This is a genomic window from Myxococcus sp. CA033 (genome assembly GCF_013336625.1).
GTDB classification, from domain to species: domain Bacteria; phylum Myxococcota; class Myxococcia; order Myxococcales; family Myxococcaceae; genus Myxococcus; species Myxococcus llanfairpwllgwyngyllgogerychwyrndrobwllllantysiliogogogochensis.
In genome coordinates this window covers 86,487-109,131 of sequence record NZ_JABUMU010000032.1, presented here as the reverse complement: position 1 = coordinate 109,131, position 22,645 = coordinate 86,487, and the positions used below count along the sequence as shown (strand labels likewise).

General features: G+C 69.6%; 15 protein-coding genes. 9 read left to right on the top strand and 6 right to left on the bottom strand.

The features are described 5' to 3' along the window. Positions 1 to 5: 5 nt before the first annotated feature. Together HUA78_RS41990 and HUA78_RS41985 are read right to left on the bottom strand one after the other, a co-directional pair. Positions 6 to 1,844, bottom strand: coding sequence for a hypothetical protein (locus HUA78_RS41990; RefSeq protein WP_254624199.1), 1,839 nt, complete (start codon positions 1,842 to 1,844; stop codon positions 6 to 8). Beyond that, positions 1,834 to 3,285 carry a hypothetical protein gene (locus HUA78_RS41985; RefSeq protein WP_174478778.1) on the bottom strand — a complete coding sequence of 484 codons (1,452 nt, stop codon included), beginning with the start codon at positions 3,283 to 3,285 and terminating at the stop codon, positions 1,834 to 1,836. The genes HUA78_RS41990 and HUA78_RS41985 overlap by 11 nt, the downstream gene beginning before the upstream one ends. Positions 3,286 to 3,451: 166 nt before the next feature. Here HUA78_RS41985 and poxB point away from each other — a divergent pair, with 166 nt between their 5' ends. Then, entirely contained in the window at positions 3,452 to 5,179 is a 1,728-nt protein-coding gene (gene poxB / locus HUA78_RS41980) for a ubiquinone-dependent pyruvate dehydrogenase (RefSeq protein WP_174478777.1), read from the top strand. 5 nt (positions 5,180 to 5,184) lie between these two features. Here poxB and HUA78_RS41975 read toward each other — a convergent pair whose 3' ends face one another. Next, entirely contained in the window at positions 5,185 to 5,646 is a 462-nt protein-coding gene (locus HUA78_RS41975) for a 2,4'-dihydroxyacetophenone dioxygenase family protein (protein ID WP_174463284.1), read from the bottom strand. 110 nt (positions 5,647 to 5,756) lie between these two features. Here HUA78_RS41975 and HUA78_RS41970 point away from each other — a divergent pair, with 110 nt between their 5' ends. After that, positions 5,757 to 7,184 (top strand): PLP-dependent aminotransferase family protein, encoded by a 1,428-nt coding sequence (locus HUA78_RS41970; protein WP_174478776.1) that lies wholly within the window; start codon positions 5,757 to 5,759, stop codon positions 7,182 to 7,184. A gap of 96 nt (positions 7,185 to 7,280) precedes the next feature. Here the strand turns inward: HUA78_RS41970 and HUA78_RS41965 are convergent, their stop codons facing one another. Further along, positions 7,281 to 7,664 (bottom strand): VOC family protein, encoded by a 384-nt coding sequence (locus HUA78_RS41965; protein ID WP_174463286.1) that lies wholly within the window; start codon positions 7,662 to 7,664, stop codon positions 7,281 to 7,283. Between the two features lie 109 nt (positions 7,665 to 7,773). On the opposite strand from HUA78_RS41965, the gene HUA78_RS41960 reads away from it, so the two are divergent. From HUA78_RS41960 to HUA78_RS41945, 4 genes are all read left to right on the top strand, one after another. After that, on the top strand, positions 7,774 to 8,373 hold the full coding sequence (locus tag HUA78_RS41960) for a DUF998 domain-containing protein (RefSeq protein WP_174478775.1): 600 nt from the start codon (positions 7,774 to 7,776) through the stop codon (positions 8,371 to 8,373). 184 nt (positions 8,374 to 8,557) lie between these two features. After that, positions 8,558 to 9,901, top strand: a complete 1,344-nt coding sequence (locus HUA78_RS41955) for a hydroxymethylglutaryl-CoA reductase, degradative (protein WP_174459263.1) — start codon at positions 8,558 to 8,560, stop codon at positions 9,899 to 9,901. Continuing rightward, the gene (locus HUA78_RS41950) at positions 9,898 to 12,153 is read left to right on the top strand and encodes an MMPL family transporter (protein WP_174459264.1); all 2,256 of its coding nucleotides are present in this window, start codon (positions 9,898 to 9,900) and stop codon (positions 12,151 to 12,153) included. Before HUA78_RS41955 ends, HUA78_RS41950 begins: the two co-directional genes overlap by 4 nt. Continuing rightward, complete coding sequence (locus HUA78_RS41945) at positions 12,150 to 13,349, top strand: glycosyltransferase (RefSeq protein WP_141644668.1); 1,200 nt, start codon at positions 12,150 to 12,152, stop codon at positions 13,347 to 13,349. Before HUA78_RS41950 ends, HUA78_RS41945 begins: the two co-directional genes overlap by 4 nt. Here the strand turns inward: HUA78_RS41945 and HUA78_RS41940 are convergent. Beyond that, a complete protein-coding gene (locus HUA78_RS41940) occupies positions 13,292 to 14,698 on the bottom strand; it encodes an NAD(P)/FAD-dependent oxidoreductase (protein ID WP_174459266.1) in 1,407 nt (468 codons plus the stop codon). The two genes, HUA78_RS41945 and HUA78_RS41940, sit on opposite strands and share 58 nt — an antisense overlap. A 62-nt stretch (positions 14,699 to 14,760) precedes the next feature. On the opposite strand from HUA78_RS41940, the gene HUA78_RS41935 reads away from it, so the two are divergent. From HUA78_RS41935 to HUA78_RS41925, 3 genes are all read left to right on the top strand, one after another. Then, positions 14,761 to 15,807 carry a squalene/phytoene synthase family protein gene (locus HUA78_RS41935; protein WP_174478774.1) on the top strand — a complete coding sequence of 349 codons (1,047 nt, stop codon included), beginning with the start codon at positions 14,761 to 14,763 and terminating at the stop codon, positions 15,805 to 15,807. Beyond that, a complete protein-coding gene (locus tag HUA78_RS41930; RefSeq protein ID WP_174478773.1) occupies positions 15,804 to 17,774 on the top strand; it encodes a 2,3-oxidosqualene cyclase in 1,971 nt (656 codons plus the stop codon). Before HUA78_RS41935 ends, HUA78_RS41930 begins: the two co-directional genes overlap by 4 nt. A 387-nt stretch (positions 17,775 to 18,161) precedes the next feature. After that, positions 18,162 to 20,513 carry a TonB-dependent receptor gene (locus HUA78_RS41925; RefSeq protein WP_174478772.1) on the top strand — a complete coding sequence of 784 codons (2,352 nt, stop codon included), beginning with the start codon at positions 18,162 to 18,164 and terminating at the stop codon, positions 20,511 to 20,513. A gap of 39 nt (positions 20,514 to 20,552) precedes the next feature. Here HUA78_RS41925 and HUA78_RS41920 read toward each other — a convergent pair whose 3' ends face one another. Then, positions 20,553 to 22,622 (bottom strand): lipoxygenase family protein, encoded by a 2,070-nt coding sequence (locus HUA78_RS41920; RefSeq protein ID WP_254624198.1) that lies wholly within the window; start codon positions 22,620 to 22,622, stop codon positions 20,553 to 20,555. Between the last annotated feature and the right edge of the window lie 23 nt (positions 22,623 to 22,645).

The following is a 22,645-nucleotide window of genomic DNA, read 5'->3' as shown; positions in this document are numbered from 1 at the left end:
ACGCCTCAACGAAGTTTCTCAAAGGGCCCCCCATTGGGGAGCGGATTGGCCGGCTTACCCGTCCCGCGTGTGATTGGACGGCCCTTGTTGTCCTTCGTCGCGAGCGCACCAAACGCAGTGATGACGCGCGTCGGTTCACCTTGTTCGGTGACGACCGTCGTCCCGTCACGATGGTAGTGGTCAACAGGGCGACTGTTGGCGTTGGTTCCACGATACAGCGTCGACTTCGGATCGTTGATGATGTCCGCCTGGTCTCGCCGACTGACACCATGGGCATCAGGATGTCCGGGACGACCATCAGGACCATACGGCCGGGCGCCCTTGATGTCCTCTGCATTTACCTTGGCTCCCGTACCCGGTCGGCCCGTTGACGTCGCCGGTTCTCTGCCGACGACCTCGTCGGCAGAAACTCTACCTGGGGTATCGCGGGCCTGCTTCGAAGCAGGCCCAGCACGGTGGGAATTGGCAACGGACAGCATCGCCTGCCGCGCCTTGGGCACGTTGCCCCGCGACTCGTGAAGGGCAAGGGCCGCTGCGTCACCCCACTCCGCGGCCAGGAGTGCGGCCTCACGGCTCTGCTGGAAGTAGCGGGCCAACTCCCCCACTGCGCTTTCCCCCACTTGCGCTTCCAGCCGCGCCAGCACTGCCTTCAGCGCTTCCACGCGAGGCACCACCGCATGGAACCGTGCCCCCTCATGCTTGGAGAGGCCGGCTTCATGGAATGCGCGCGCCCCCTTTCCTCCCGCGTACAGGCCCACCATGAGGGCCGCGGGCGCCAGTTGCCGCGTGGCCTCCTCGTACTCGCCATTGGAGAGGGAAGCCCCGCCCTGCACCGTCCCCGCCGCCAGGTGGTAGAAGCCCAGCGGCACGCCGAAGGTGAGGTGGTCGAAGGACGCCAGGGCCACGTTGCCCGGCGCGAAGGCCCCCAGGTACTGGGCCTTCTCTACCTCCAGGTACGCAGCCCGGTAGGGCGGTGGGAGCTGCGGGGGCAGCCCAGACGCGTCCACGCTCCGGCTTCCGCCGACGAGAGGAATGGAGGCTGCGACGTCATCGGCGGCGCTCCCCAGCCCGCGTGCGATATCGCCCGTACGGAAGTCTCGCTCCGGGAAGTCAGTGAGGACCATGCCTCGCTGCTTCAGCTCCTCGCGAACCACCTCCATGGCTCCCAGGGCGCGCTGCAGCAGCTTGTCCTCGGCCAGGAGGCGCAGCAGTTGGCTCACTTCGTCGTCGTGGCTGGTGTGGAGGACGAAGAGGGCGAGGACTTCGGCCTTGGCCAGGCCGTGCTTCTCGACGGCGGTGGCGAGGAACGCCGCGCGCTTTTTGAGGAGGACGCGGGCGGCTTCGGCATCCAGGGGGCCCAGAGCGCCCAGCCGGACGGCATTCCAGTCCGAGAGGACCTCCACCAACCGGGGCATGTCCGCCTGGTGCTGCAAGGCCCGGAAGGCGGCCGGGGTGGTGCACTCGAGGAAGGGCGCCAGCACTGCCTCCTCCGAGTCCAGGTGTGGCCAACCCGCAGGCACCTCCCCGCAAGCGCCGAACAGAGCGTCGACGATACGGAGGGCCGTCGTCTCTCCCACACCCGTGTTCGGGAAAGACACGGGACCACGGCGGCGGTGCAGCAGCGGCCCGACTTCGGCATCCTCGTCGGAGGCGTCCTCGAGTCCGTCGTCAGGAATACTCGCGACGGTGCTTTTCCCGAGCACCGGCATGGGCGTCAGACCCGAGAGTGAAGCGAGGGTGGCCCCCGGGCCCGCCCGAGAGGGCGACGAGGCGCACCCGGCGTTGAGCAGCACCATGACCAGCGCCAGGCCGACTCCGCTGCGCAGCAGTCGCTCAGCGCACATTGTCGACTCCCAGTCCCACGCCCGCGAAGGCGCCCGGCCGCAGCGTCCCCTCCGGCGTGGGAAACAGCAGCGTGCCGCCCTGCCCAAGGGCGTACAGGTTGCCCTTCAGGAAGCGCCACCGGGCTTCCCCCGAGACGAGGTAGCGCGCTCCTGGCTTGCCCATCCCCGTCGCCAACCCGCCCACCGCCACGGTGAGGTTCCGGTGGAAGAGCTGCGCCTCCAGGCGCCCATCGACGTCCACCCGGCCCCAACTGAAGGCCTCCATCCCCATGGAGAGACGCAGGTGTCGCTGCCTCATGCCACTCAGGCGCACCGCGTCCCCACTGAGAATCACCTCACCGTAGGCCGAGTACCCCTCCGGAAAGGGCGCATCCGCCAGCGGCACGGAAGACGGGCCCACCACTTGGAGGCGCGCCAACTCGTAGTCCGGGCCGAAGGCTCCCTGCCGGAAACCTCCGCGCTGCAGGCGCCCCTCCAGGCGGGCCCGTAAGTCCACCGTCGGCGACACCGCCTCCACCCCCACGCCCACCACCGCGCCCCACGCGCCACCCTGGCCAGGACGGCCACCCCACCCGCCAAGCAGGTGCGCCTCAAGGCCCTGGCCCTTGCTCCGACGCCGCAACACCACCGCAGTACCGTCCAAGTGCGCCAGCGTCCTGGGCTTCGAGGTGCCCCCTGCCATTCCCCAGTCATGTGCCGCGGACAGCGCCAGGGTGTAGCGCCCCGGAACAGGTGGACGGCCGAAGAGGACATGCTGCATGTCCAGGGCGACTTCAGCACCAGCCAAGCGTGCTCCCAGCAGGTCCGAGACGAAGGCCTCCGTGTACACCGGCCCCAGCGTCCCCGTCACCACCACTCCGGCCGGGTGGTAGTCGGGGTTGACTCGGTTGCTGTAGCGCCGCACCAGGTGCCCGGACAGCAGGGAGTAGCCCTCCATCATCCCGACCCACAGCGAGTTGGGCGCGTCACCTCCCACCGTGAGGACACGTACCACCTGTCCCCAGTCGGACAGCGTGTCCCAGTCCTCCTTCCTGACGAAGCCCGCCCTCTCACCACCGCCCCACATCCGCAGCCTCACAGGGGCCCCGAGGTTGACGCGAAACGACTCTCCCCTTTCCACGGCCACCATGGGCTCCAACTGCACGAAACCTTCATCGCCGCCCGCGCCACTTCGGGGCAGCAACGTCAACGTCGTCGCCTCCATGCGCAGCAGGTTCGTCCATGGCGGCGTCGAGTCGGACCTAGCAGGCGGCGAAGCCTCCTCCTCGGGCTGCGCCTCCCCATCCTCCGCTGAGGACTCGAGCAAAACGTCCCGCTCCTGTTCGCGAACAACCGCAGCGTCTACTTCCTCGGAGTCCCGAGGGCCGACAGTCTCCTCCGACCTCCCCACTCCAGGGAACAGCAGCAACAACACAACGGCCCACCTTCGACGCACGAACATCGGTGCCCCCTGGACTTGCCCCCACGGGACGAACGAGGGCCGAGGTTCGTCTCTCGGTCTGACACGGTCGCGGGATGCCCTCCCACGTCCAGGGCGGCCAGTGGAGTGCCTGCTCCCCTGCTGACTCGGGTTGTCCGGAAGCCGGGCGCCCCCCAGCTTCACTCGCATGAGTCACTCCAGTGTGGCGGATGCGCTCGTCCAGACGCTCATCGACGCGGGTGCCGAGCGCATCTACGGCGTCGTCGGCGACAGCCTCAATCCCATCACCGACGCCGTGCGCCGCAGCCAGGGGAAGCTGCGGTGGGTCCACGTCCGGCACGAAGAGGCCGGCGCCTTCGCCGCCTCCGCCGAGGCCCAGCTCAGCGGCAAGCTCGCGGTGTGCGCGGGGAGCTGCGGACCGGGCCACCTGCACCTCATCAACGGGCTCTATGACGCCCATCGCAGCTACGCCCCGGTGCTCGCGCTCGTCTCTCACATCCCCAGCGAGCAGATTGGCACCTCGTACTTCCAGGAGACGCACCCGGAGCTGCTCTTCCGCGAGTGCAGCCACTTCTGCGAGATGGTGTCCAACCCCAAGCAGGCCCCGCGCCTGTTCCGGCTCGCCGCGCGGACGGCGCTGGCGAAAGGCGGCGTATCCGCCGTGGTGCTTCCCGGAGACATCGCCGCGCTCGATGCGGGCGAGGACGTCCCCTCCAGCTTCTCCACCGCGCTCCCCGTGGTCCGCCCGGCCGACGCGGAGTTGGACCGGCTGGCCGCGCTGCTCAACTCCGCCTCACGGGTGACGGTGTTCTGCGGCAGCGGCTGCAAGGGCGCCCACGCGGAGGTGCTCGCGCTGGCCAAGGCGCTCCAGTCTCCCGTGGGCCACGCGTACCGCGGCAAGGAGTGGGTGGCCTACGACAACCCCTACGACGTGGGCATGACGGGCCTGCTGGGCTACGGCGCGGCGTACGAAGCCATGCACGCGTGTGATGTCCTCCTGCTGCTGGGCACCGACTTCCCCTACGACGCGTTCATGCCCGTGAAGCCCCACATCGCCCAGGTGGACGTGCGGCCCGAGCACCTGGGTCGCCGCTCGCGCCTGGACCTGGGCGTCTGCGGCGACATCCGGGAGACCTTGCGCGCCCTCCTTCCCCGGCTGGAGCAGAAGGAAGACCGGCGCCATCTGGAGGATGCACTGGAGGAGCTGGCCAAGGCGCGGCGCAAGCTGGACACCCACGTGCGCAACGTCGGCTCGCACCGCCCCCTGCATCCGGAGTACGTGGCCGCCCTGCTCGACGAGGTGGCGGCCGACAACGCCGTCTTCACCGTGGACACGGGCATGTGCAACGTGTGGTCCGCCCGCTACCTGCGCGCCACCGCCGAGCGGCGCATCATCGGCTCCTTCACGCACGGCTCCATGGCCAACGCGCTGCCGCAGGCCATTGGCGCGCAGTTGCTGTACCCGGACCGGCAGGTCATCTCCATGTCCGGGGACGGCGGCTTCGCCATGCTGATGGGCGACTTCCTCACGCTGGCGCAGTACGACCTGCCCGTGAAGGTCGTCATCTTCAACAACAGCTCGCTCGGCATGGTGAAGCTGGAGATGCAGGTGTCGGGCTACCCGGACACGGAGACGGACCTGGTGAATCCAAACTTCGCGAAGCTGGCGGAGGCCGTGGGCGTCATGGGGCAGCGCGTGGAGGCCCCCGGGGACGTGCGTGGCGCCTTCGAGCGAGCCCTTTCACACCCGGGGCCCGCCCTCGTCGACGTCGTCACGGACCCGCACGCGCTCTCGATGCCGCCGCGAGTCACCGCGAAGCAGGTGGCGGGCTTCGCCCTCGCGATGACGAAGCTCGTCTTCACCGGCGAGGGCGGAGAGGTGCTGGACACGGTGGAGGCGCAACTCCACCACTGAGGTCCTCACTCGAGGGTGGCCAGGAACTCCGCGCCGTTCGCCTCGCACCAGCGCCGGTAGGTCTCCAGCCGTTCGGCGGAGCCGACGCTCTTGGTGACCCGGCCCTCGGCGTCCAGGTACTCGATGGCGCCGCGCACGGTGATGAGGATGACGACCGGCTCGTCGCCGATGGCCATCCAGCTGTCGGTGTTGCCCGCCGGCTCGTAGACGTAGCCACCGGGTCCCACCACATCGCCGGTGTCGAGCAGCTTGCGCGTCCCGGAGAGGTTGACGGCATGCACCTCGCCCGTGTGTCGGTGGCGGGGAATCAGGGTGCCGGGCTCCAGCCGGAAGATGTACATCCAGCCCGAGCCATCCCGGAAGAAGCGCAGCGGCTTGAAGGAGAGGCCGGGCGGGCCCATGGGAATCCAGGGCATGCGCGCGGGGTCGACGGGGTGTGACGTGAGGGACTGGGCAGCGGGGCTCATGGGGGCTCCAGGGTTCGGTTGAGAAGTGCCGACAGGGTGCTCCTCCCATGGCCCGCCGACAGGTCCAGGTTTGACGAATCTCACTGGGCCAATCTATGGAAGGCCCAGACATGGACCTTCACGTCGACCTCAAGGACCGCAGGGACCTGGCGGGGCAGATCTACCGGGGCCTGCGAGCGCAGATTCTCGACGGTCGCCTGCGCGGCGGAGAGCGGGTGCCGCCCACGCGCGAGCTGGCCCGGCGGCTGGGCGTGTCACGCAACACGGTGAGCGTCGCCTACGAGTGGCTGGGCGCGGAGGGGCTGCTCGCGGGGCGCAGCCGTGCGGGCAGCATCGTCCAGGAGCCGCCTCGGGAGCACGCCCCGCGAGGCAGGGCCTCCGCTGGAGTGAAGCTGCGCCCTCGGGCCATCTGGAGCGAGCTGCCCACCCCTCGCCCGCCCGAGCCCCCCGCGCGCCATGACTTCCGCGTCGGCATCCCCGACGCCGCGCTGTTTCCGTTCGAGACCTGGCGCCGATTGATGGCGAGGCAGTTGCGCGCCTCGGCGATGACGGCGGCCTACATGGACCCGTCCGGACAGCCCGAGCTGCGGGAGGCCGTGGCGCGCCACATCGGCGTGTCCCGAGGCGTGCGCGCCGACGCCACGGACGTGCTCATCACCCACGGTGCCCAGCAGGCGCTCGACCTCATCGGGCGCGTCCTGCTGGAGCCCGGAGACTGTGTCGCCGTCGAGGAGCCGGGCTACCCACCCGCGCGCCTCCTGTTCCAGTCGCTGGGTGCGCGCGTCGTGCCCGTTCCCGTCGACGCGGAAGGACTCGACGTGAGCGCGCTGCCGGACGACGCGCGCCTCGTCTACGTCACGCCGTCCCACCAGTTTCCGCTCGGCATCGTGATGTCACCGGCGCGAAGACTCGCGCTGCTCGACTGGGCCCGCCAGCGCGACGCGGTGGTCATCGAGGACGACTACGACAGCGAGTTCCGCTTCGGCGGCAGGCCGCTCGAGACGCTCCATGGCCTGGACCGCTCCGGGCGCGTCCTCTACGTCGGCTCGTTCTCCAAGGTGCTGCTCCCCGGGCTGCGCCTGGGATTCCTCGTCGCGCCGCCGTCACTCCAGCGGGAGCTTCGGCTGGCGAAGCAGGTGGCGGACAGCCACAGCCAGCTCCCCGCTCAGGCGGTCCTCGCGCGCTTCATCGACACCGGCCTGCTGGCCCGTCACCTGCGCAAGACGAGGCGCGAGTACGAGCACCGGCACGCGCGACTCACCGAAGGGCTCACGCGCCACTTTGGCTCCGGGCTCCGCCTGCTGCACTCCGTCGCGGGCCTGCACCTGTGCGCGACCTTCGCGCGGGGTGGCGCTCGGCTGGAGAAGGCGCTCACCGGGCAGGCGCGCGCCGCGGGGGTCGGCGTGGAGGCGCTCTCCCCGTACTTCGCCGGCGCGCCGACGCGCCATGGCTGGGTGCTGGGCTACGGCGCGCTCACGGCGGACGGCATCGACGAGGGGCTCCGCCGCCTGCGCGCCAGTGTGGCCGGAGCGCTCTGAGCCCCGAGGCCCACCGCGACGGGACGCGAGTCGCGCCCGGCCGTGCCGCTCCGTGCCGCCGCGGCGCTCTGAGCCCGAGGCTCACCGCGACGGGACTCAGCCCCAGACGGTGGGTGGCGGCCCCTGGTCCGGGTTGTTCATCTTCACGATGCAGAAGCGATGGCCCGTGGGCGCCTCCATCACCCACCAGCGCTTCACCCAGCCGATGCGCCGGGCGCCCAGCGCCTCAAGGCGCGCGGCCTCCGCGTCCTGGTCGTCCGCCTCGATGTCCAGGTGGATGCGCGAGGGGTGCGAGACCTTCTGCAGTGCGGCGTGCAGCCCCATTGGAGTGTCCTGGAGGCCCACGTATTCGGCTCCACCCTCGACTTCGTGCTCGCCCACCCGGAGGCCCAGCGCCTGCCCCCAGAAGGTGGCGGCGGACCGCATGTCCCCGGTCTCACAATCGATGATGAAGCCCGAGAGTCGGCTGCGATGCGACATGACGCCCTCCTCATGGCGTAAGCCCCTGCAATCTGACGACGCCCCGGGCGCGGGGCTACCCCCATCGAATCCCCTTTCTCCGGGCCCCTTGCCCCCTTGGAATAAGCGCATGAACCCTGGGGTCTTCCTCGCCGCCCTGCTCGCCACGACGCTTACCGCCCTGCCGCCGTGGTGGTTCGCGCGACGGCGTCCCGGCTACAGCCACCTGCGCCACACCATCAGCGAGCTGGGCGCGTCGGGGGCTCCCGAGGCGAAGCGAGTGGCTTGGCTCGGCTTCGCGCCCGCGGGGCTCGCCGTCATGGGTTTCTCCGCCGTGCTCAACGCGCGGCTCGCGCCGGAGGGAGACGTCATCACCGGGCTCGCGCTGCTGTCGCTGCTGGGCGTCAGCTACGTGGGCGCGGCGGTGTTCCCATGCGACGAGGGCGCGCCGTTCTGGGGCACCTGGAGGAACCAGATGCACAACCTGGTCGCCGGGCTGGGCTACTTCGGCGCGGGCGGCGGCCTCATCGAGCTGCAGCGCGTGTTCGAGGACCTGCCCGCGCTGGCGTCGCTCTCCACGCTGACGGGCGCGGTGGGCAAGCTCGTCCTGCTCGGAATGGTCGCGCTGTCCTTCGAGTCTCCCGTGCGCGGACTCATCCAGCGAACGGTGGAGTCGCTCGTGTTCGGATGGATGCTGCTCGTGGGCGCGTGGCTGATGCTCGCCCACTGAGCACGACGCTCGCACCCGAGGGAGGGGCAGGCACGCGACGCAAAGGCCCAGGTGTCCACAGACGCGGGCCACGCCGTCCGCTCCTGGACCTCACGACGTCCGAAAGCCCCAGGGCCCCTGCCCAACGCCGTCGGTCATCACCAGTTCCCATGGTGATTGACGGGCAGAGCAATGGGGGGCGTCTATGTCGGAAGTGGTGGACGAGGGATTGCCGCAAGTCCAACCGGGCACACTGTCCTCTCGCCTGCCAGGTTTCCACCGCCGCACCGTGGATGAGCGCTGGCGGGAACTGGCATTGCGCGGAGATGTCTCACCGGAGGAGCTGCAGGTGCTCAGGGCACTGGGCGCGCCGACCTTCGACGTCGTCAACCAGATGATCGAAAACGCGGTGGGCGTGTTCGCCCTGCCGCTGGGCCTGGGGCTGAACCTCACCGTCAACGGGCGCGACCACCTGGTGCCCATGGCCGTGGAGGAGCCATCCGTCGTCGCCGCGGTGTCCTTCGCCGCGAAGGTGGTGCGTGAGGCCGGTGGGTTCACCGCCGACGCGGACGCCTCGATGATGATTGGCCAGGTGCAGCTCACCCGCTACGGCACGCCCGAGGTCGCTCGCTCGCGGCTGCTGGCGGGGCGGGAGCACCTGCTCGCCCTCGCCAACAGCTTCCACCCCGCGCTCGAGCGGCGAGGCGGCGGCGCGCGCGACGTACAGGTGCGCATCCTCCCCGCGCCCGAAGGGCCCCAGGGCGAGCCGCTCTTCATCGTCCACCTGCTGGTCGACACGAAGGAGGCCATGGGCGCAAACCTCATCAACACCATGGCGGAGGGTGTCGCGCCGCTCATCGAGCAGCTCACCGGCGGCCGCGTCTTCGTGCGCATCCTGTCCAACCTCGCCGACCAGCGACTGGCGCGGGCCTCCTGTCGCATCCCGCTGGCGGCGCTGGCGGACTTCGGCCTGCCGGGTGAGGACATCGCCGAGGGCATCCTCCAGGCGAGCCGCTTCGCGGAGGCGGACCCCTACCGCGCGGCGACACACAACAAGGGCGTGATGAACGGGATTGATGCGGTGGCCATCGCCACGGGCCAGGACTGGCGGGCCATCGAAGCGGGCGCGCATGCCTATGCGTGCCGAGGGGGCCGCTACGGGCCGCTGTCCCGCTGGACGCTGGAGCAGGGCCACCTGGTGGGCCGCATCGAGTTGCCGCTCGCGCTGGGCATGGTGGGCGGACCCATCAAGGTGCACCCCGGCGCGCAGCTCGGGCTCAAGCTCCTGCGCGTCACCAATGTGCGAGAGCTGGCCATGGTGTTCGCGGCGGTGGGGCTGGCGCAGAACTTCGCGGCGGTGCGCGCGCTGGGCTCGGTGGGCATCCAGAAGGGGCACATGGCGCTGCATGCCCGGTGCGTCGCGGTGACAGCGGGCGCGCGCGGCGTGGACGTGGAGAAGGTGGCGCGGCTGCTGGTGGAGCGCGGCAGCGTCAAGGTGGATACGGCGCGCGAAATCCTCGCATCGTTCCAGGAAGTCCCCGCGCCATGAGCGACGCGACAGCGTCACCCACCCTGTTCGCCCGGCTCGCCAGCGGTGTGCATCGGCACCGGAGCCGGGTGTTGGGGGGCGCCGTCGTGTTCCTGGCCCTGGCCATCTGGGTGCTACTCCAGGGAGGGCACCTCACCACCGGCACCATCGACGGCATCGAAGCCGCGAAGGCGGAGGCGCTGGCCCGGCCCGCCGCCGCGGGTTCGACGGACCAGACGCTGGCGGTCATCTTCCACCACGACACCTGGACGGTGGACGAGCCACGCTTCACGAAGGCCGTTACGGACGTCCTCGCGCGAGTACAGCGCCTGCCCGAGGTCGAATCGGTGGTGTCACCGGTGGGCGCCCCGCCGGCGTTGCGCGCCCGCTTCGTGTCGCGCACGGGCCACGACCTGCTGGCCCTGGTGCGGCTCAAGGGTGGCGAGCGCGAGGCCACCGCCGCGTTCCCCGCCGTGCGCGCCGCCGTGGAGGACCCGCGCCTCGACACGACGCTGACCGGCAAGGTGGCCTTCCTCGCCGCTCTCAACCAGTTGTTGGAGCATGACCTGCTGCGCGCGGAGCTCATCTCCTTCCCGCTGGCGCTGCTGGTGTTGCTGTGGGTGTTCCGGACGGTGGTGGCCGCCATGCTGCCGCTGGTGGTGGGCGGGCTCGCCGTCCTCTGTGGCGTGGCGGGCGTGCTGCTGCTCTCGCGCGTCACCAACATGGCGCAGTACACGCTCAACGTCGTCTCGCTCATCGGCTTGGGCGTGGCCATCGACTACTCGCTCTTCATCGTGAGCCGCTTCCGAGGCGAGCTCGCGCAAGGACTGACGACGGAGCAGGCGCTGACGCGCACCCTGGACACCGCGGGACGCGCGGTGGCGTTCTCCGGACTGGCCGTCACGGTGGGACTGGCGGGCCTGCTCTTCTTTCGCGGCTCGTACCTGAGCGCCATGGGTCTGGGCGGCGCGCTCGTCGTGGCCTTCGCGGTGCTCTTCGCGCTCACCGTCCTGCCCGCGCTGCTCTCCTGGCTGGGGCCGAGGGTGGACAAGGGACGGCTGCCCTTCGGCCGTTCCACGGGACGCGGTGGCATGTGGCACGCGCTGGCCACGTGGGTGATGAAACATCCCTGGCTCGTGCTGCTGCCCACGCTCGCGCTCCTGTTGGCCATGGGGCTGCCGTTCCGGCGCCTGGAGTTGGCGGCCACGGACATCACCGCGCTGCCTCCCGACACGGAAGCCCGCCAGGGCGCGGAGACGCTGGCCCGGCTGTTCCCACGCGAGGCCGCGACACGGGTGCTGGTGGCGGTGGAGTTTCCATCGGGCGACCCGTTCACACCGCAGCGGGCCTCCGCCCTCTACGACGCGAGCCGACGGTTCGCGTCGCTGCCTGGAGTCGTGGGCGTGGAGAGCGCGGTGGACCTGTCGCCCGGCATGGACAAGGCCGCCTATCAACAGCTGGCCGCCGCGCCCGCGGAGATGTTGCCCCCGGAGTTGCGCGTCGCGCGGGATGCGTACCTCACGGGCAACGTGGCGGTGCTGCAGGTGCTGACGTCCGCGCCCCCCAGCAGTCGTGAGGCGCGGGAGCTGGTCAAGGCGCTGCGCGCGGACCGCTCGGTGGGAGAGGGACGACTGCTCGTGGGCGGGCAGACGGCCACCGACGTGGACGCGACGGCCTTCGTGCGGCATCACACGCCAGCGGCCGTGGGCTTCGTGATGGGGATGACGTGCATCGTCCTCTTCGTGCTCCTGCGCTCGGTGGTGCTGCCCCTGAAGGCCCTGTTGATGAACCTGCTGTCGCTGGCGGGCTCGTTCGGGGCCCTGGTCTGGATCTTCCAGGAGGGGCACCTGCACCAGTTCTTGCGCTTCGAGCCCGGGCCCATCGAACCATCCCTTCCCATCCTGTTGTTCTGCGCCTTGTTCGGCCTGTCCATGGACTACGAGGTGCTTTTGCTCAGCCGCATCCGAGAGGAGTGGCTGCGCACGGGTGACAACACCCACGCTGTCGCGGAGGGGCTGGAGCAGACCGGCGGGCTCATCACCAGCGCGGCGGCCATCATGGTGGCTGTCTTCGCGGCCTTCGCGTTGGCGTCGGTGGTGGTGGTGAAGGCGATGGGGCTGGGCATGGCCATCGCGGTGGCGCTGGATGCGACGCTGGTCCGGGTGCTCATCGTCCCCGCGATGATGCGGCTGATGGGGGACCTGAACTGGTGGGGGCCTGGCCACCATGGGCATCCGCATGCGCGGAGCGAGGGGACGGAGGTGAGGCCATGAACACGCGAGACATGGCGTGGGTCGCGGCGGGAGCGGCGGCGCTGGGTGTGCTGGTCCATGGGCATCGGGGATTGATGGCCGGCCTGCGACGGCGTCCAGCCCCGTCCCCGAGGAAGTTCGAGCCGCCCTCGGTGACAATCATTCGTCCCATCCGGGGACTGGATGTGGAGGCGCGACAGAACGTCCGCGCGCTGCTGGATTTGGACTACCCCGGTGAGTGGGAGGTGCTCTTCGTCTTCGACAGCGAGGAGGACCCGGCGTTCGCCGTCACCCGGGAGGAGCTCGCCACCTACCCGACGGGCGCGAAGCGGGTGGAGCTGCTCGTGGCGGGAGAGCCGCCCCCCGGACTGACGGGAAAACTCAACGCCATGCAGATGGGCGTGGCGCGTGCGCGGGGCACGCTGCTGGCCTTCAGTGATTCGGATACGCGGCCCGCGCCCGGCGTGCTCACGGCGCTGGTGGGCGCGCTGCTGGAGGATGCACTGACGGGCGCGACGTTCGCTCCCATCTACGCGGCGGCGGAGGAGCCCCTCGCGGGTGACGTGGGTTATGGGCTCCTGGTGAATGCCTGGTACGGCTCGTCGGTCGCGCGCGCGGCGGGGCCTGACGGCGCGCTGCCCTTCATCATGGGGCAGTTGATGGTGTTCCGCCGCGAAGCACTCGAGGCCATCGGCGGCGTGGGATGTGCCGCCGGTCAGTTCGTGGATGACATGTACCTGGGGCGCAAGCTGCACGAGGTCGGGTGGAAGAACCGCGTCATCCATGCGCCCCTGCGCATCGTCACGGGACAACTGGAGCTGCGCGAGTTCCTGCGCATCTTCCGGCGCTGGGTCCTCTTCTCGGAGGCGGGCCTCCCCTGGAACTTCGCGCGCCCCAACTGGATACGCGGGGTGATGGGCTGGCTCGCGTGGGGAGGGCTGGCGGCGGCCGTCACGCGACGGGCCTGGGGACATGCGGCCCTGGCGTCAGTGCCGATTGGCTTCTCCGTGTGGAGCCAACTGCGACTCCAGCGGGCCTTCAACGGGCCGCGAATCGCCCCTCGGCATTACTGGGTGCCCGCGGTGCTGCCGTTACTGGGCGCGGGCGTGGCGCTGTCCGCGCGGCTGTCGCGCGAGGTGGACTGGCGAGGCCGGAGCTATCAGTTGGATGCGAAGGCGCGCCTGGGTGACACCCAGCCCGAGCGGGCCAGCGTGTAGACGGGACGGCGGACGCGGCGATGCCACCAGCTCCCCACCTGCTCCACCGTGCTCGCCACGGCATCCCTCAGGGGCGGTCCGACCGAGCGCAGCAACGGCACGGTGGCTCGGAGGCGGCCCCCCTGACGGCGCGACGAGCGCATCGCCACCAGGCCATGGCCGACGACGCACAGGTACTCGCGCGCCATCACCCGCATGCGCGACTCCTCGGAGGCGAGCAGGGCCATGGAGGCGCTGGCGCCCCTCGGGCTGTGCTCCCAGTAGTGCAACAATCCCAGGCGCAACGCGCGCATGCCTTCGTCCTGACCGGCGCAGGCGTCGTAGAGCGCGGAGGCCAGCGCGACACGGGTGCGCTGGGCCGGCCGCCGCTCTCGTGCATAGCGTTCGAGCGCGCGAGGGAGGTCCTCCGGGTGGCGGCGCATCGCCTCCTGGAGCGCGCGCGCATCGTGAAAGCACGAGGCCATGCCGCTGCCGGTGAGGGGATGACAACACGAAGCGGCGTCGCCCACCAGCACGGCGCTCCCCCTCCGCACCGTCTCCGCGAGCCGGTCGTCATTGGACGCCATGCGCGGAGCCAGTGGCCCCCCCAGCGACTGGAGAATCTCCGAGCGCAGCGCGGGGGGCAGCGTGCGCAGCAGCTCCGGCTGGGCCTTCAACGTCGCGGCGGTGCTGCCCAAGGGAAGGTCCACCATCACCCGCGCCACACCGGGCTGGATGGCGTAGGCCAGCGCGTAGACGGAGCCGCCGACGAACTGATGTCCATGGTCGGGGTGGGGCAGACAGGCGCTGTCCACCGTGACGCCCAGCATGGTGGAGATGCGCGTGAAGCGCTCGGCGATGCCCAGCATCCTCCGGACGGGCGACGCGCGTCCGTCCGCGGCCACCAGCAGTCGGGCGCGCACCGTGTGCTCGACACCGTCGTGGGAGAAGCGAAGGCGCACGCCGCGCGCGTCGTTCTGCTCCACGGCCGTCACGCGAGAGTGGGCCTGAAGGGTGACGCCAGGACGCCGGGCCACCGCCTCCAACAGGGGAACGGTGAGCGTGGCGTGCTCCAGCGACACCCCGGTGGCGCCGTGTCCATAGGGAAGGACGACGGTGCGCTCGGGCGCGGAGAAGAGGACCGCGAAGCCTCGCACGGGTTGCGAGGTCCACGCGTCCACGACGTCACCGAAGCCGAGACTGCGCAAGTCACGCACCCCGGTGGGGTGGAGCAGCTCGCCGGAGAGTTGCTTGTGGCGGTCCACGCCCGCGTCGACCAGCAGGACGGACAACCCCAGCTCGGCGAGCGCCGCCGCCACCGCGCACCCCGCGGGGCCGCCCCCCGCAATCACCACGTCGACGTTCCGCACGCACGCCACCCCCATGACGCAACAACTAGTCATGGACACGACATGACGCAGTGGAGGAAGCCATGGTTGCTCTGGAAGAGTCGTTCTGCCGAACGGTGCTACCCCGGGTCTCCCGGACGTTCGCGCTGAACATCCCCTTGCTGCCCGAGCCCCTGGACCTCGCCGTCACGGTGGCCTACCTGCTGTGCCGCATCGCGGACACGCTGGAGGATGAAGCCCGCCTGCCGTTCCAGGAGGCGCTGTTCGAGGAGCTGGCGAGCCTCGTGGAGCTGAAGCCGGGTTGGGAAGGCCGCGCTCAGGCCTTTGCCCGCCGGGCAGGTGCCGCGCTGCGAGCGTCCGCCCCCGAGGCGGAAGTCGAATTGGTCGCGGGGACGTCCACGGTGCTGAAGACCCTGGCCTCGCTCCCCTCCTGGGTCCATCCCCACGTCGCGCGGTGTGTGCGCATCATGACCGACGGGATGAACCAGATTCAGCGGAGGTATGGAGCCGACGGGCCTGTCGTGGGGTTGCCCGACCTCCAGGCGACCTTCGGTTATTGCTACTGCGTGGCGGGAGTCGTGGGCGAGATGCTGACCGGACTCTTCATCGCTTACTCGCCGCTCGTCACGCCGCCGCGTCAGGCCCTGCTCGAACCGAGGGCCACCGCGTTCGGCAGGGCCCTGCAGCTCACCAACATCTTGAAGGACGTGCGCGAGGACCTGGACCGAGGAACATGCTGGCTGCCGCTGGACCGGATGGGCGCCTACGGACTGGACCCTGCCACGCTCGCGCTGCCGAGCCACCGCGCGCGGGCGATGGCGCTGCACTCGGAGCTGGTGGCGGTGGCGCGCCGCGAGTTGGATGAAGCGCTCGAATACTCCCTGGCGATACCGCCCGAGGAGCCCGGCCTCCGGCTGTTCTGTCTGTATCCCCTCTTCTTCGCGGCGCTGACGCTCAACGTGGTGGAGGGAAATCCCGCGGTGTTCGACCCCACGCCGGTGAAGCTCGGTCGGGATGCGGTGCGCACGCTGATGCTGCTCACGCAGGAGCGAGTGGCGTCGGATTCCGCGCTGCGAGCGCTCTACGTGGACTGCTCGCAAGCCGCTCAGGGGGTGGAGGCGGTGAGATGATTCAGCGGGCCCGCGACGTGCTTGCCCGGACCCAGGAGGCGGATGGCTCCTGGAAGGGAGACTACAGCGGGCCTCTCTTCTTGAGCCCGGTGTATGTGGCCGGGCTGTATGTGATGGGACGTGCTCCGGACACGCGCACCCGCGAGGGTTTGCTCGCCTACCTTCGCCATCACCAGAACGCGGACGGAGGCTGGGGACTGGACGTGGAGTCACCGAGCCTCGTCTTCACGACGGTGCTCAACTACGTGACGCTGCGCCTGTTGGGCATCGACGCCGATGACCCGGGCCTCTTGCGCGCGCGGGACTGGTTCCTCCCTCGCGGTGGGCCGCTGGGCAGCGGCTCCTGGGGCAAGTTCATCCTCGCGCTGTTGGGCCTCTACGAATACGACGGGCTTGCCCCCACGCCGCCGGAGCTGTGGTTGCTGCCGCGCGCGCTGCCGTTCCATCCATCGCGGCTGTGGTGCCACTGCCGCATGGTGTACCTGCCCATGGGCTGGCTCTATGGCCGTCGGGCGCGCGCCACGGAGACGCCCCTGCTGGCCGAGCTGCGTCGCGAGCTGTATCCCCTGCCCTATGAGGACGTGGACTGGAGGGCGGCGCGAAACAGGGTGGCCGCCACCGATTCCTACACTCCGCGCAGTGCGTGGCTGCGCGCCGTGAACCGCGTGCTCGGGATTCATGAGCGGTTTCATTCCAGGCGGCTCCGCGCCCGCGCGATGGAGGAGTCACTGGAGCTGATTCGCGGTGAGGACGAGGCCACGCACTCCATCTGCATCGGGCCCATCAACAAGGTGCTCAACGCCGTGGTCTGGCACATCGCCCGCCCCGATGGACCCGAGGTGCGCGCCCACCTGGAGCAACTGCCGGACTACCTCCAGCGCACGAAGGAAGGCGTGACGTTCAATGGCTACAACTCCTCGCAGCTCTGGGACACCGCGTTCGCGGTCCAGGCGCTGGTGGCGTCGGGTGACGCGCAAGCACGGGACACCCTCGCGCGAGCCGCGCGCTTCCTCGAGTCCGAGCAGGTGCTGGAAGACTCGCCTCGCGCCGCGCGCAACTACCGACACCCGAGCCGGGGTGGATGGCCCTTCAGCACCCGCGCCCATGGCTGGCCCATCAGTGACTGCACCGCGGAAGCACTGAAGGCATGTCTGCTGCTGGAGCCGCTGGGGCTCAACCGCGTGCCTCGCGAGCGACTGGCGCAGGCCGTGGAGTTCATCCTCTCGCTCCAGAATCGCGACGGCGGCTGGGCCACCTATGAACGCATGCGAGGCCCTCGCTGGCTGGAGCGGCTCAATCCCTCGGACGTGTTCGCCGGCATCATGGTGGACGCAAGCTATGTGGAGTGCACCTCCGCCTGTGTCCAGGCCCTCATCGCGTGGCGCGGGGCACACCCCTCGGCGCCTGTGGGTCGAGCCATCACACGAGGCGTGGACTTCCTTCGTCGCACGCAGCGGCCGGACGGAAGCTGGGAGGGCGCTTGGGGAGTGTGCTTCAGCTATGGCACGTGGTTCGCGGTGACGGGCCTCGTGGCCGGTGGCGTCCGGGCTGGAGACACCGCGCTGCGCCGGGCGGTCCGCTTCCTCGAAGACCATCAGCGCGAGGACGGCTCCTGGAGTGAGACCGTCCAGAGCTGTCGCGAGCGTCGCTGGGTGGACGGGCCGACGGGACACGCGGTGACGACGTCATGGTCGCTGCTGTCACTCATGGCCGCCGGAGAGGGCGAATCGGAGGCCACTCGCCGGGGAGTGTCGTGGCTGCGCGCGCGACAGGACGGTGACGGCCGATGGCCACCAGAGTCGCGGGCGGGCGTCTTCAATCGCACCTGCGCCATCCACTACGACGCCTATCTGCGCGTCTTCCCGCTGTGGGCGCTGGCCGTGGCGGGACGCGAGGAGCAACGTGTTCTCGCGCCCTTCCAGGGCGCCGCGCGCCTCTACCCGGAGACCAGCAGCCTGACTCCGTAGGCCACCCACTCCGCCGATGGCGCTCTCGAGAACCTCATCGCCCATCCCAGGGCGACAGAGGCCGCTCGTCGTCAGAACGCTCCGGCGGCCGGTTCGCGCTCAGCCTCACAAGACTGAAGGACCGCCGCGCGGGGGGCCCTCCACGCGTGATGAAACGATGATGAAGCGAGGAGACTCCCGTGCAGCACGCCAGTGGAGCCTCTTCGCAGGATGGGACGTCCCCTTTTCCGAGGCGTCCGTCATGCATTGCCGCTGGTGCATCCGCCTGTGCAACCCGTCGCGCGGGGCGAGGGTGTTTTCACGCGCGCTCCTTCTCGCGGATTTGAGTGACCGGGCCCCAGACTCCCCAGGCCCCTCCGCACCCCCTCCTTCGTTCGAGGATGACGCGTGAACATACAACTGCCGCTCCGACTCTTCGTGCTCGGGTGCTTGTTGTTCGGGGCGCCTGCTCTCGCCGGGGGAAACCTGATTGGCAAGGTGACCCGCGCGGACTCTCCCTGGGACGCCGTCGCGGGAGTCACCGTCACCGCGGTGCTCGGCCCCGGAGATCTGCGAGCGGGCATCACGGACGAGCACGGCGAATACCGCCTGGAGGACCTCCCTCCGGGCACATTCTTCGTGACCTTCGACAAGCAGGAGACCTTCAGCAACGCCATTCGAGACATTCAGCTCGCGGAGGGTCAGACACTCCGCATGGATGTGCGCCTGGTAGAAGGTCCCGACGAGGCTGAGACCTTGGAGTGGGGATTCCACAAGACCACGCTCCCCACCCACTTCCAGGTGAACGGGCGTTTCTTCCCGGACCTCAAGAACCAGCGCCGCGCCAAGGCGCAGGACAACACCGTTCGCTCGGTCGACAGCGTCCTCGAACTCGCCGCGGGAGCCCATGTGTCGAACGCGGGCCTCTCGCTCCATGGCGCATCCGGGCGCGAAGCCGACTATCGACTGGATGGCTTGTCGACCGTCGACCCCGCGTTCGGCACCAACAGCTTGCCCCTCCATTCCAGCTTCCTCGACAGCATCGACCTTTCCTGGAGCGGCACGGACGCGATGTCCGGCGGTGCCACGGGAGCCCGTATCGATGCGACGAGCACGCCGACAGCCTTCCGCGAGTTCTCGGGCTCCGCCTTCATGTCCTGGGCACCCGGTGTCCTGGAGGGAGCGCGCGCGTCCCCTGGCGCGGGCGACGACAGGCCTCGCACGACGTCGCTGGGGAACCTCGGCGACTTCGGAGGGACCTTCACGGGCCCCGTCATCCCCAAGCGGCTGGCGCTCTTGCTGGGAGTGGCCCCCATCCTGAGTCGCTCGCGTGTCAGCTCGGCGACCTCTCCCTTTCTGGATTCGCGCGGCGTCCAGGCCCTCGCCAGATTGACGCTCAATCCCCATGCCCTCCCCGGGAGCATGGATCTCACCTTCATCACCGCGCCCACCCGGTGGACGCCTGCGCTCGCGGCAACCTCCGAGGCGTCACGCCCGACCTCCGTCCACAGCACGACCACGAAGACGAGCCTCGCGTTCACGGGCCGCCTCGGAGAGACCCAGGTCCAGGCGCGCGTGGGGTGGCTCCATCGGCAAGGCGACCTGGAGGCCCTGCTCAATGAGCCGGGGGCGCCGCCGCCGACGGACTCCACCAGGACGAGCCCCTCCTTCTCCACGGACCGCTATCAGGCGAGTGTCCGTGTTGAGCATGGGCTCACCCTGTTGGGGAGCCATCGGCTGAAGGCTGGCATCGATGCGGAGGCCCTGCGCTATGCCCATGCGACGTCCCCGCTCGACACGGGAACATCCATGCCGGGCCCCGAAGTCAGGACACGCGGCAGCGTCCTGGGCGCCTATGTCCAGGACTCATGGGCGCCGCCCTTTTCCCATGCGCCGGAGCTCAACGTCGGCGTTCGCTACGACGCGCAACGCATTCTTCCGTCGGACGGCGGCACCTCCTTGCATCTGGGCGAGCAGGTTTCTCCCCGACTGGAGCTCGTCTTCGATGATCCGCTTCCGTGGTTCAGCTCGCGCCTCTTCGCGAGGTACGGCTCCACGGTGTCCGTGCTCCCGCTGAGCCTGGCGGAGCGCGCCGCGGAGAGTCCCTCCGCGCTCGTCTCGCCCACCTCCCGTGACTTCCTCCTCGGGTTGCAGCACCTGTCCCATGGCTTGTCACATCTCTCTGTGACGTACCTGCATCGCAAGCTCGACGCTCCGATGGAGGGGCTGTTGCGTACCCCCGCCTCTCCCGCCAAGGAGCGCCGCTACGAAGCCCTCAGCGTGGTCTTTCAGCAGGAGCACGAGCTCGAGAACCTCCGCTTCTATCTCAGCTATACCCGGTCAAGCCTGGCCGAGAAGGGCACGGGCCGGGTGCGAACACCGTTCGCCCAGCGCACGCTCGATGGCGGCTGGCCCACCCTCCGCGACGCCTCTGTGTCGGACCGCCCCGACTCCATCAAGCTCTACGTCCTCCGAGCCCTTCCCACCCTCCACAGGTGGCGCCCCACGCTGAGCCTGAGCTACATCGGAGAGTCGGGAGCGTGGATGGAGGGGGCCCCGACACGCCTGCCCTGGGTACACGCCGTCGATGCGTCCGCGACCTTCTTGCACTGGATTGAATACACCGGACGAATCACCCTCGGCTTGGATGTCTTGAATGTCTTCAACTTCCAAGCCGTCACCCGGACCGATGCCTTCGGTGCCCCCGCCGAGTATCAGCCGCCTCGGCAGGTCCGCCTCCAGGCACGTTATGACTTCTGATACGGCCAGGTCATATCCGTGCGGGCTGCTCAGGGGCGGTTAGATGTTGATGCGCGAGCTGACCGTGCGGACATCCAGGCCCAGCGCGGCGAACTCGGCGGCGTGTGCGCGCAGCAACTCCACGAACCGGGGGTGCACGTCGGACTCCTCGTTCGCCAGGAGGAAGCCGTAGTTCGTCTTGGACAACATCCACGAAATCCACAGCATCTCCGTGGCCTCCTCGGGCGAGGGCGCGACATCCAGGTCCGCCTCCGTCGACAACACCCCACCCTTCCCCCACCGCAATCCCAGACACGCGTACAACACCTCGCCCGCGTCGTCCCACTGAAGATTGTTGGCCCACGCGTGACGGAAGGTCGCGAAGTAGATGACATAGCGACACAGGCGCTTGAGCGCCTCAACCTCCCCAGGCTGGGGGACGTCTGTCCATGTCACGGCGCTGACGGCCTTCGGCGTGGGCTCCACGGTCTTCGCGTCCAGGTCCATGCGCTCGGAGCGCACGAACCACGGCGCGGCCTTGCCCGGCACCGTCGCTCGGAGATAGCGACACACGAAGGCCGGCGCGGAGTGCGCCACCAGGTCGTCCGAGAAGCGCCGAACCTCGCGCCACTCGGCCTCCACCGCCGCGCCGTGCTCCGCGAAGAACGCGTCCACGTGCTCACCCAACAGCTTCCAGAACAGCCCCGCCGCGCGCGCGTAGCGATGTCCCTCGCAGATGGGCGGCGCGGGCTCGAAGCCCTTCCAGTCGTAGCTGCCCATCAGGTGCAAGAGGCGCGACTCCACCGCCCGCTCCACCAGCGCGCTCGCACGCGTGATGTAGCCCGTGGACCCGACGAGAAACCCGTCGGCGGAGCGATTGATGAGCACCACCTCGCGCAGGTGCGGCATGAGCAACCACCGCAACGGGCTGCGCCGCAGGTTGCGATGCGCGGCGATGGCGTACTGCTCGACGTTGAAGTGACACTGCCCCAGGTGATTTCCCAGCTCCGTGTCCAGCGTCGCGCTCACCCGCGCCATCCGCTTCGCCGCCTCCCAGCCCGCACCGTCCGCGGGCGTGTAGCTCCGCCGCGTCACCGGTGAGCCCGGAGCCGTCGCGCCCGGCTCGCGCATGCCCAGGATGATGCGCACCGGCAACAGTCGCTCCTCCACCAACCGCAGCCGCACATCCACGTCCGGCAGGCAGTGCACGCCGTCCTGCTCGTACGCGTTCCACGGGTAGTAGAGCCGGAACGCCTTCGCGTCTCCCGGCACCTCCGGATCCCTGTCGAGGATGCTGGAGAACATGCCGTTGAGCAGCCGCTCTCCAAAGAACGCATCCGTGCGCGTGGAGCCCGGCGACTCGCGCTCCATCCGCACCGTCAGCGCCTCCGGATAGTCCGCCTGAATCTTCTCCAGCCCGGGAGCCTGTCCCAACTTCCCCTGGAGCAGGTGCCCTCGCTTGATGAGCTCCACGGGCGCCACGGCCTTCAACATCGCAATCGCGCGGCCCGGCGCATAGGCCGTGGGCGCTGTCCCCTCCTCCGTCACGAGCAGGCGGGCGAGCGGCGTCGTCGAATCGTATTCCCAGTACGGCAGCCGCAACGTGCCGAAGTCGAAGTGGAGGCCCCCGTGGTCATCCGGCCCCTGCTCGGAGCCGATGCGCCGCCACGTCTCCACCACCTGCCCATCCGGACGGAACGTGTGCTGCGGCTCGAAGAAGCGGACCTCCAAATCGGGCAGGTCTCCCACGCCCGCGTCCTCGGGGTCGTAGCGGACCGAAAACCCACCGTCCGGGTCCGTGAAACCCTCCCCCAGAAAGTCATCCGGCGCGCCGAAGTCCCGGTCCCACAGCTCCACCTTGACGTGATGCAAGGGTATGGGGCCGTCCGGCCCGTCCTGCTCGAAAACCAGACGTCCCACCGCCACCGCGGGCAACGTGGAGGTGTCCCGCACGGTGCGGCCCGCACGGACCCGAGGTGCGAGCTGACGACTGACCTCCAGCCGCTCCTCCAGCTTCAGCCCCGAGTACCACCGCGCCAGCTCCTCCGCGTCCAACACTTCGTTCGGGTCGCTCTCGTGTCCCCTGAACCCGAGAGAGCCCACCCACCGGCGCAGCGCCGCGAACATCATCCCCGTCCCCTGCCCCAGGCCGC

Bases quoted from the DNA above. Each gene is read 5' to 3' on its own strand.
- HUA78_RS41990 (WP_254624199.1), bottom strand. From the start codon at position 1,844: ATGTGCGCTGAGCGACTGCTGCGCAGCGGAGTCGGCCTGGCGCTGGTC.
- poxB (WP_174478777.1), top strand. From the start codon at position 3,452: ATGAGTCACTCCAGTGTGGCGGATGCGCTCGTCCAGACGCTCATCGAC.
- HUA78_RS41960 (WP_174478775.1), top strand. From the start codon at position 7,774: ATGAACCCTGGGGTCTTCCTCGCCGCCCTGCTCGCCACGACGCTTACC.
- HUA78_RS41970 (WP_174478776.1), top strand. From the start codon at position 5,757: ATGGACCTTCACGTCGACCTCAAGGACCGCAGGGACCTGGCGGGGCAG.
- HUA78_RS41920 (WP_254624198.1), bottom strand. From the start codon at position 22,622: ATGATGTTCGCGGCGCTGCGCCGGTGGGTGGGCTCTCTCGGGTTCAGG.
- HUA78_RS41945 (WP_141644668.1), top strand. From the start codon at position 12,150: ATGAACACGCGAGACATGGCGTGGGTCGCGGCGGGAGCGGCGGCGCTG.
- HUA78_RS41950 (WP_174459264.1), top strand. From the start codon at position 9,898: ATGAGCGACGCGACAGCGTCACCCACCCTGTTCGCCCGGCTCGCCAGC.
- HUA78_RS41935 (WP_174478774.1), top strand. From the start codon at position 14,761: ATGGTTGCTCTGGAAGAGTCGTTCTGCCGAACGGTGCTACCCCGGGTC.
- HUA78_RS41975 (WP_174463284.1), bottom strand. From the start codon at position 5,646: ATGAGCCCCGCTGCCCAGTCCCTCACGTCACACCCCGTCGACCCCGCG.
- HUA78_RS41930 (WP_174478773.1), top strand. From the start codon at position 15,804: ATGATTCAGCGGGCCCGCGACGTGCTTGCCCGGACCCAGGAGGCGGAT.
- HUA78_RS41955 (WP_174459263.1), top strand. From the start codon at position 8,558: ATGTCGGAAGTGGTGGACGAGGGATTGCCGCAAGTCCAACCGGGCACA.
- HUA78_RS41965 (WP_174463286.1), bottom strand. From the start codon at position 7,664: ATGTCGCATCGCAGCCGACTCTCGGGCTTCATCATCGATTGTGAGACC.
- HUA78_RS41985 (WP_174478778.1), bottom strand. From the start codon at position 3,285: ATGTTCGTGCGTCGAAGGTGGGCCGTTGTGTTGTTGCTGCTGTTCCCT.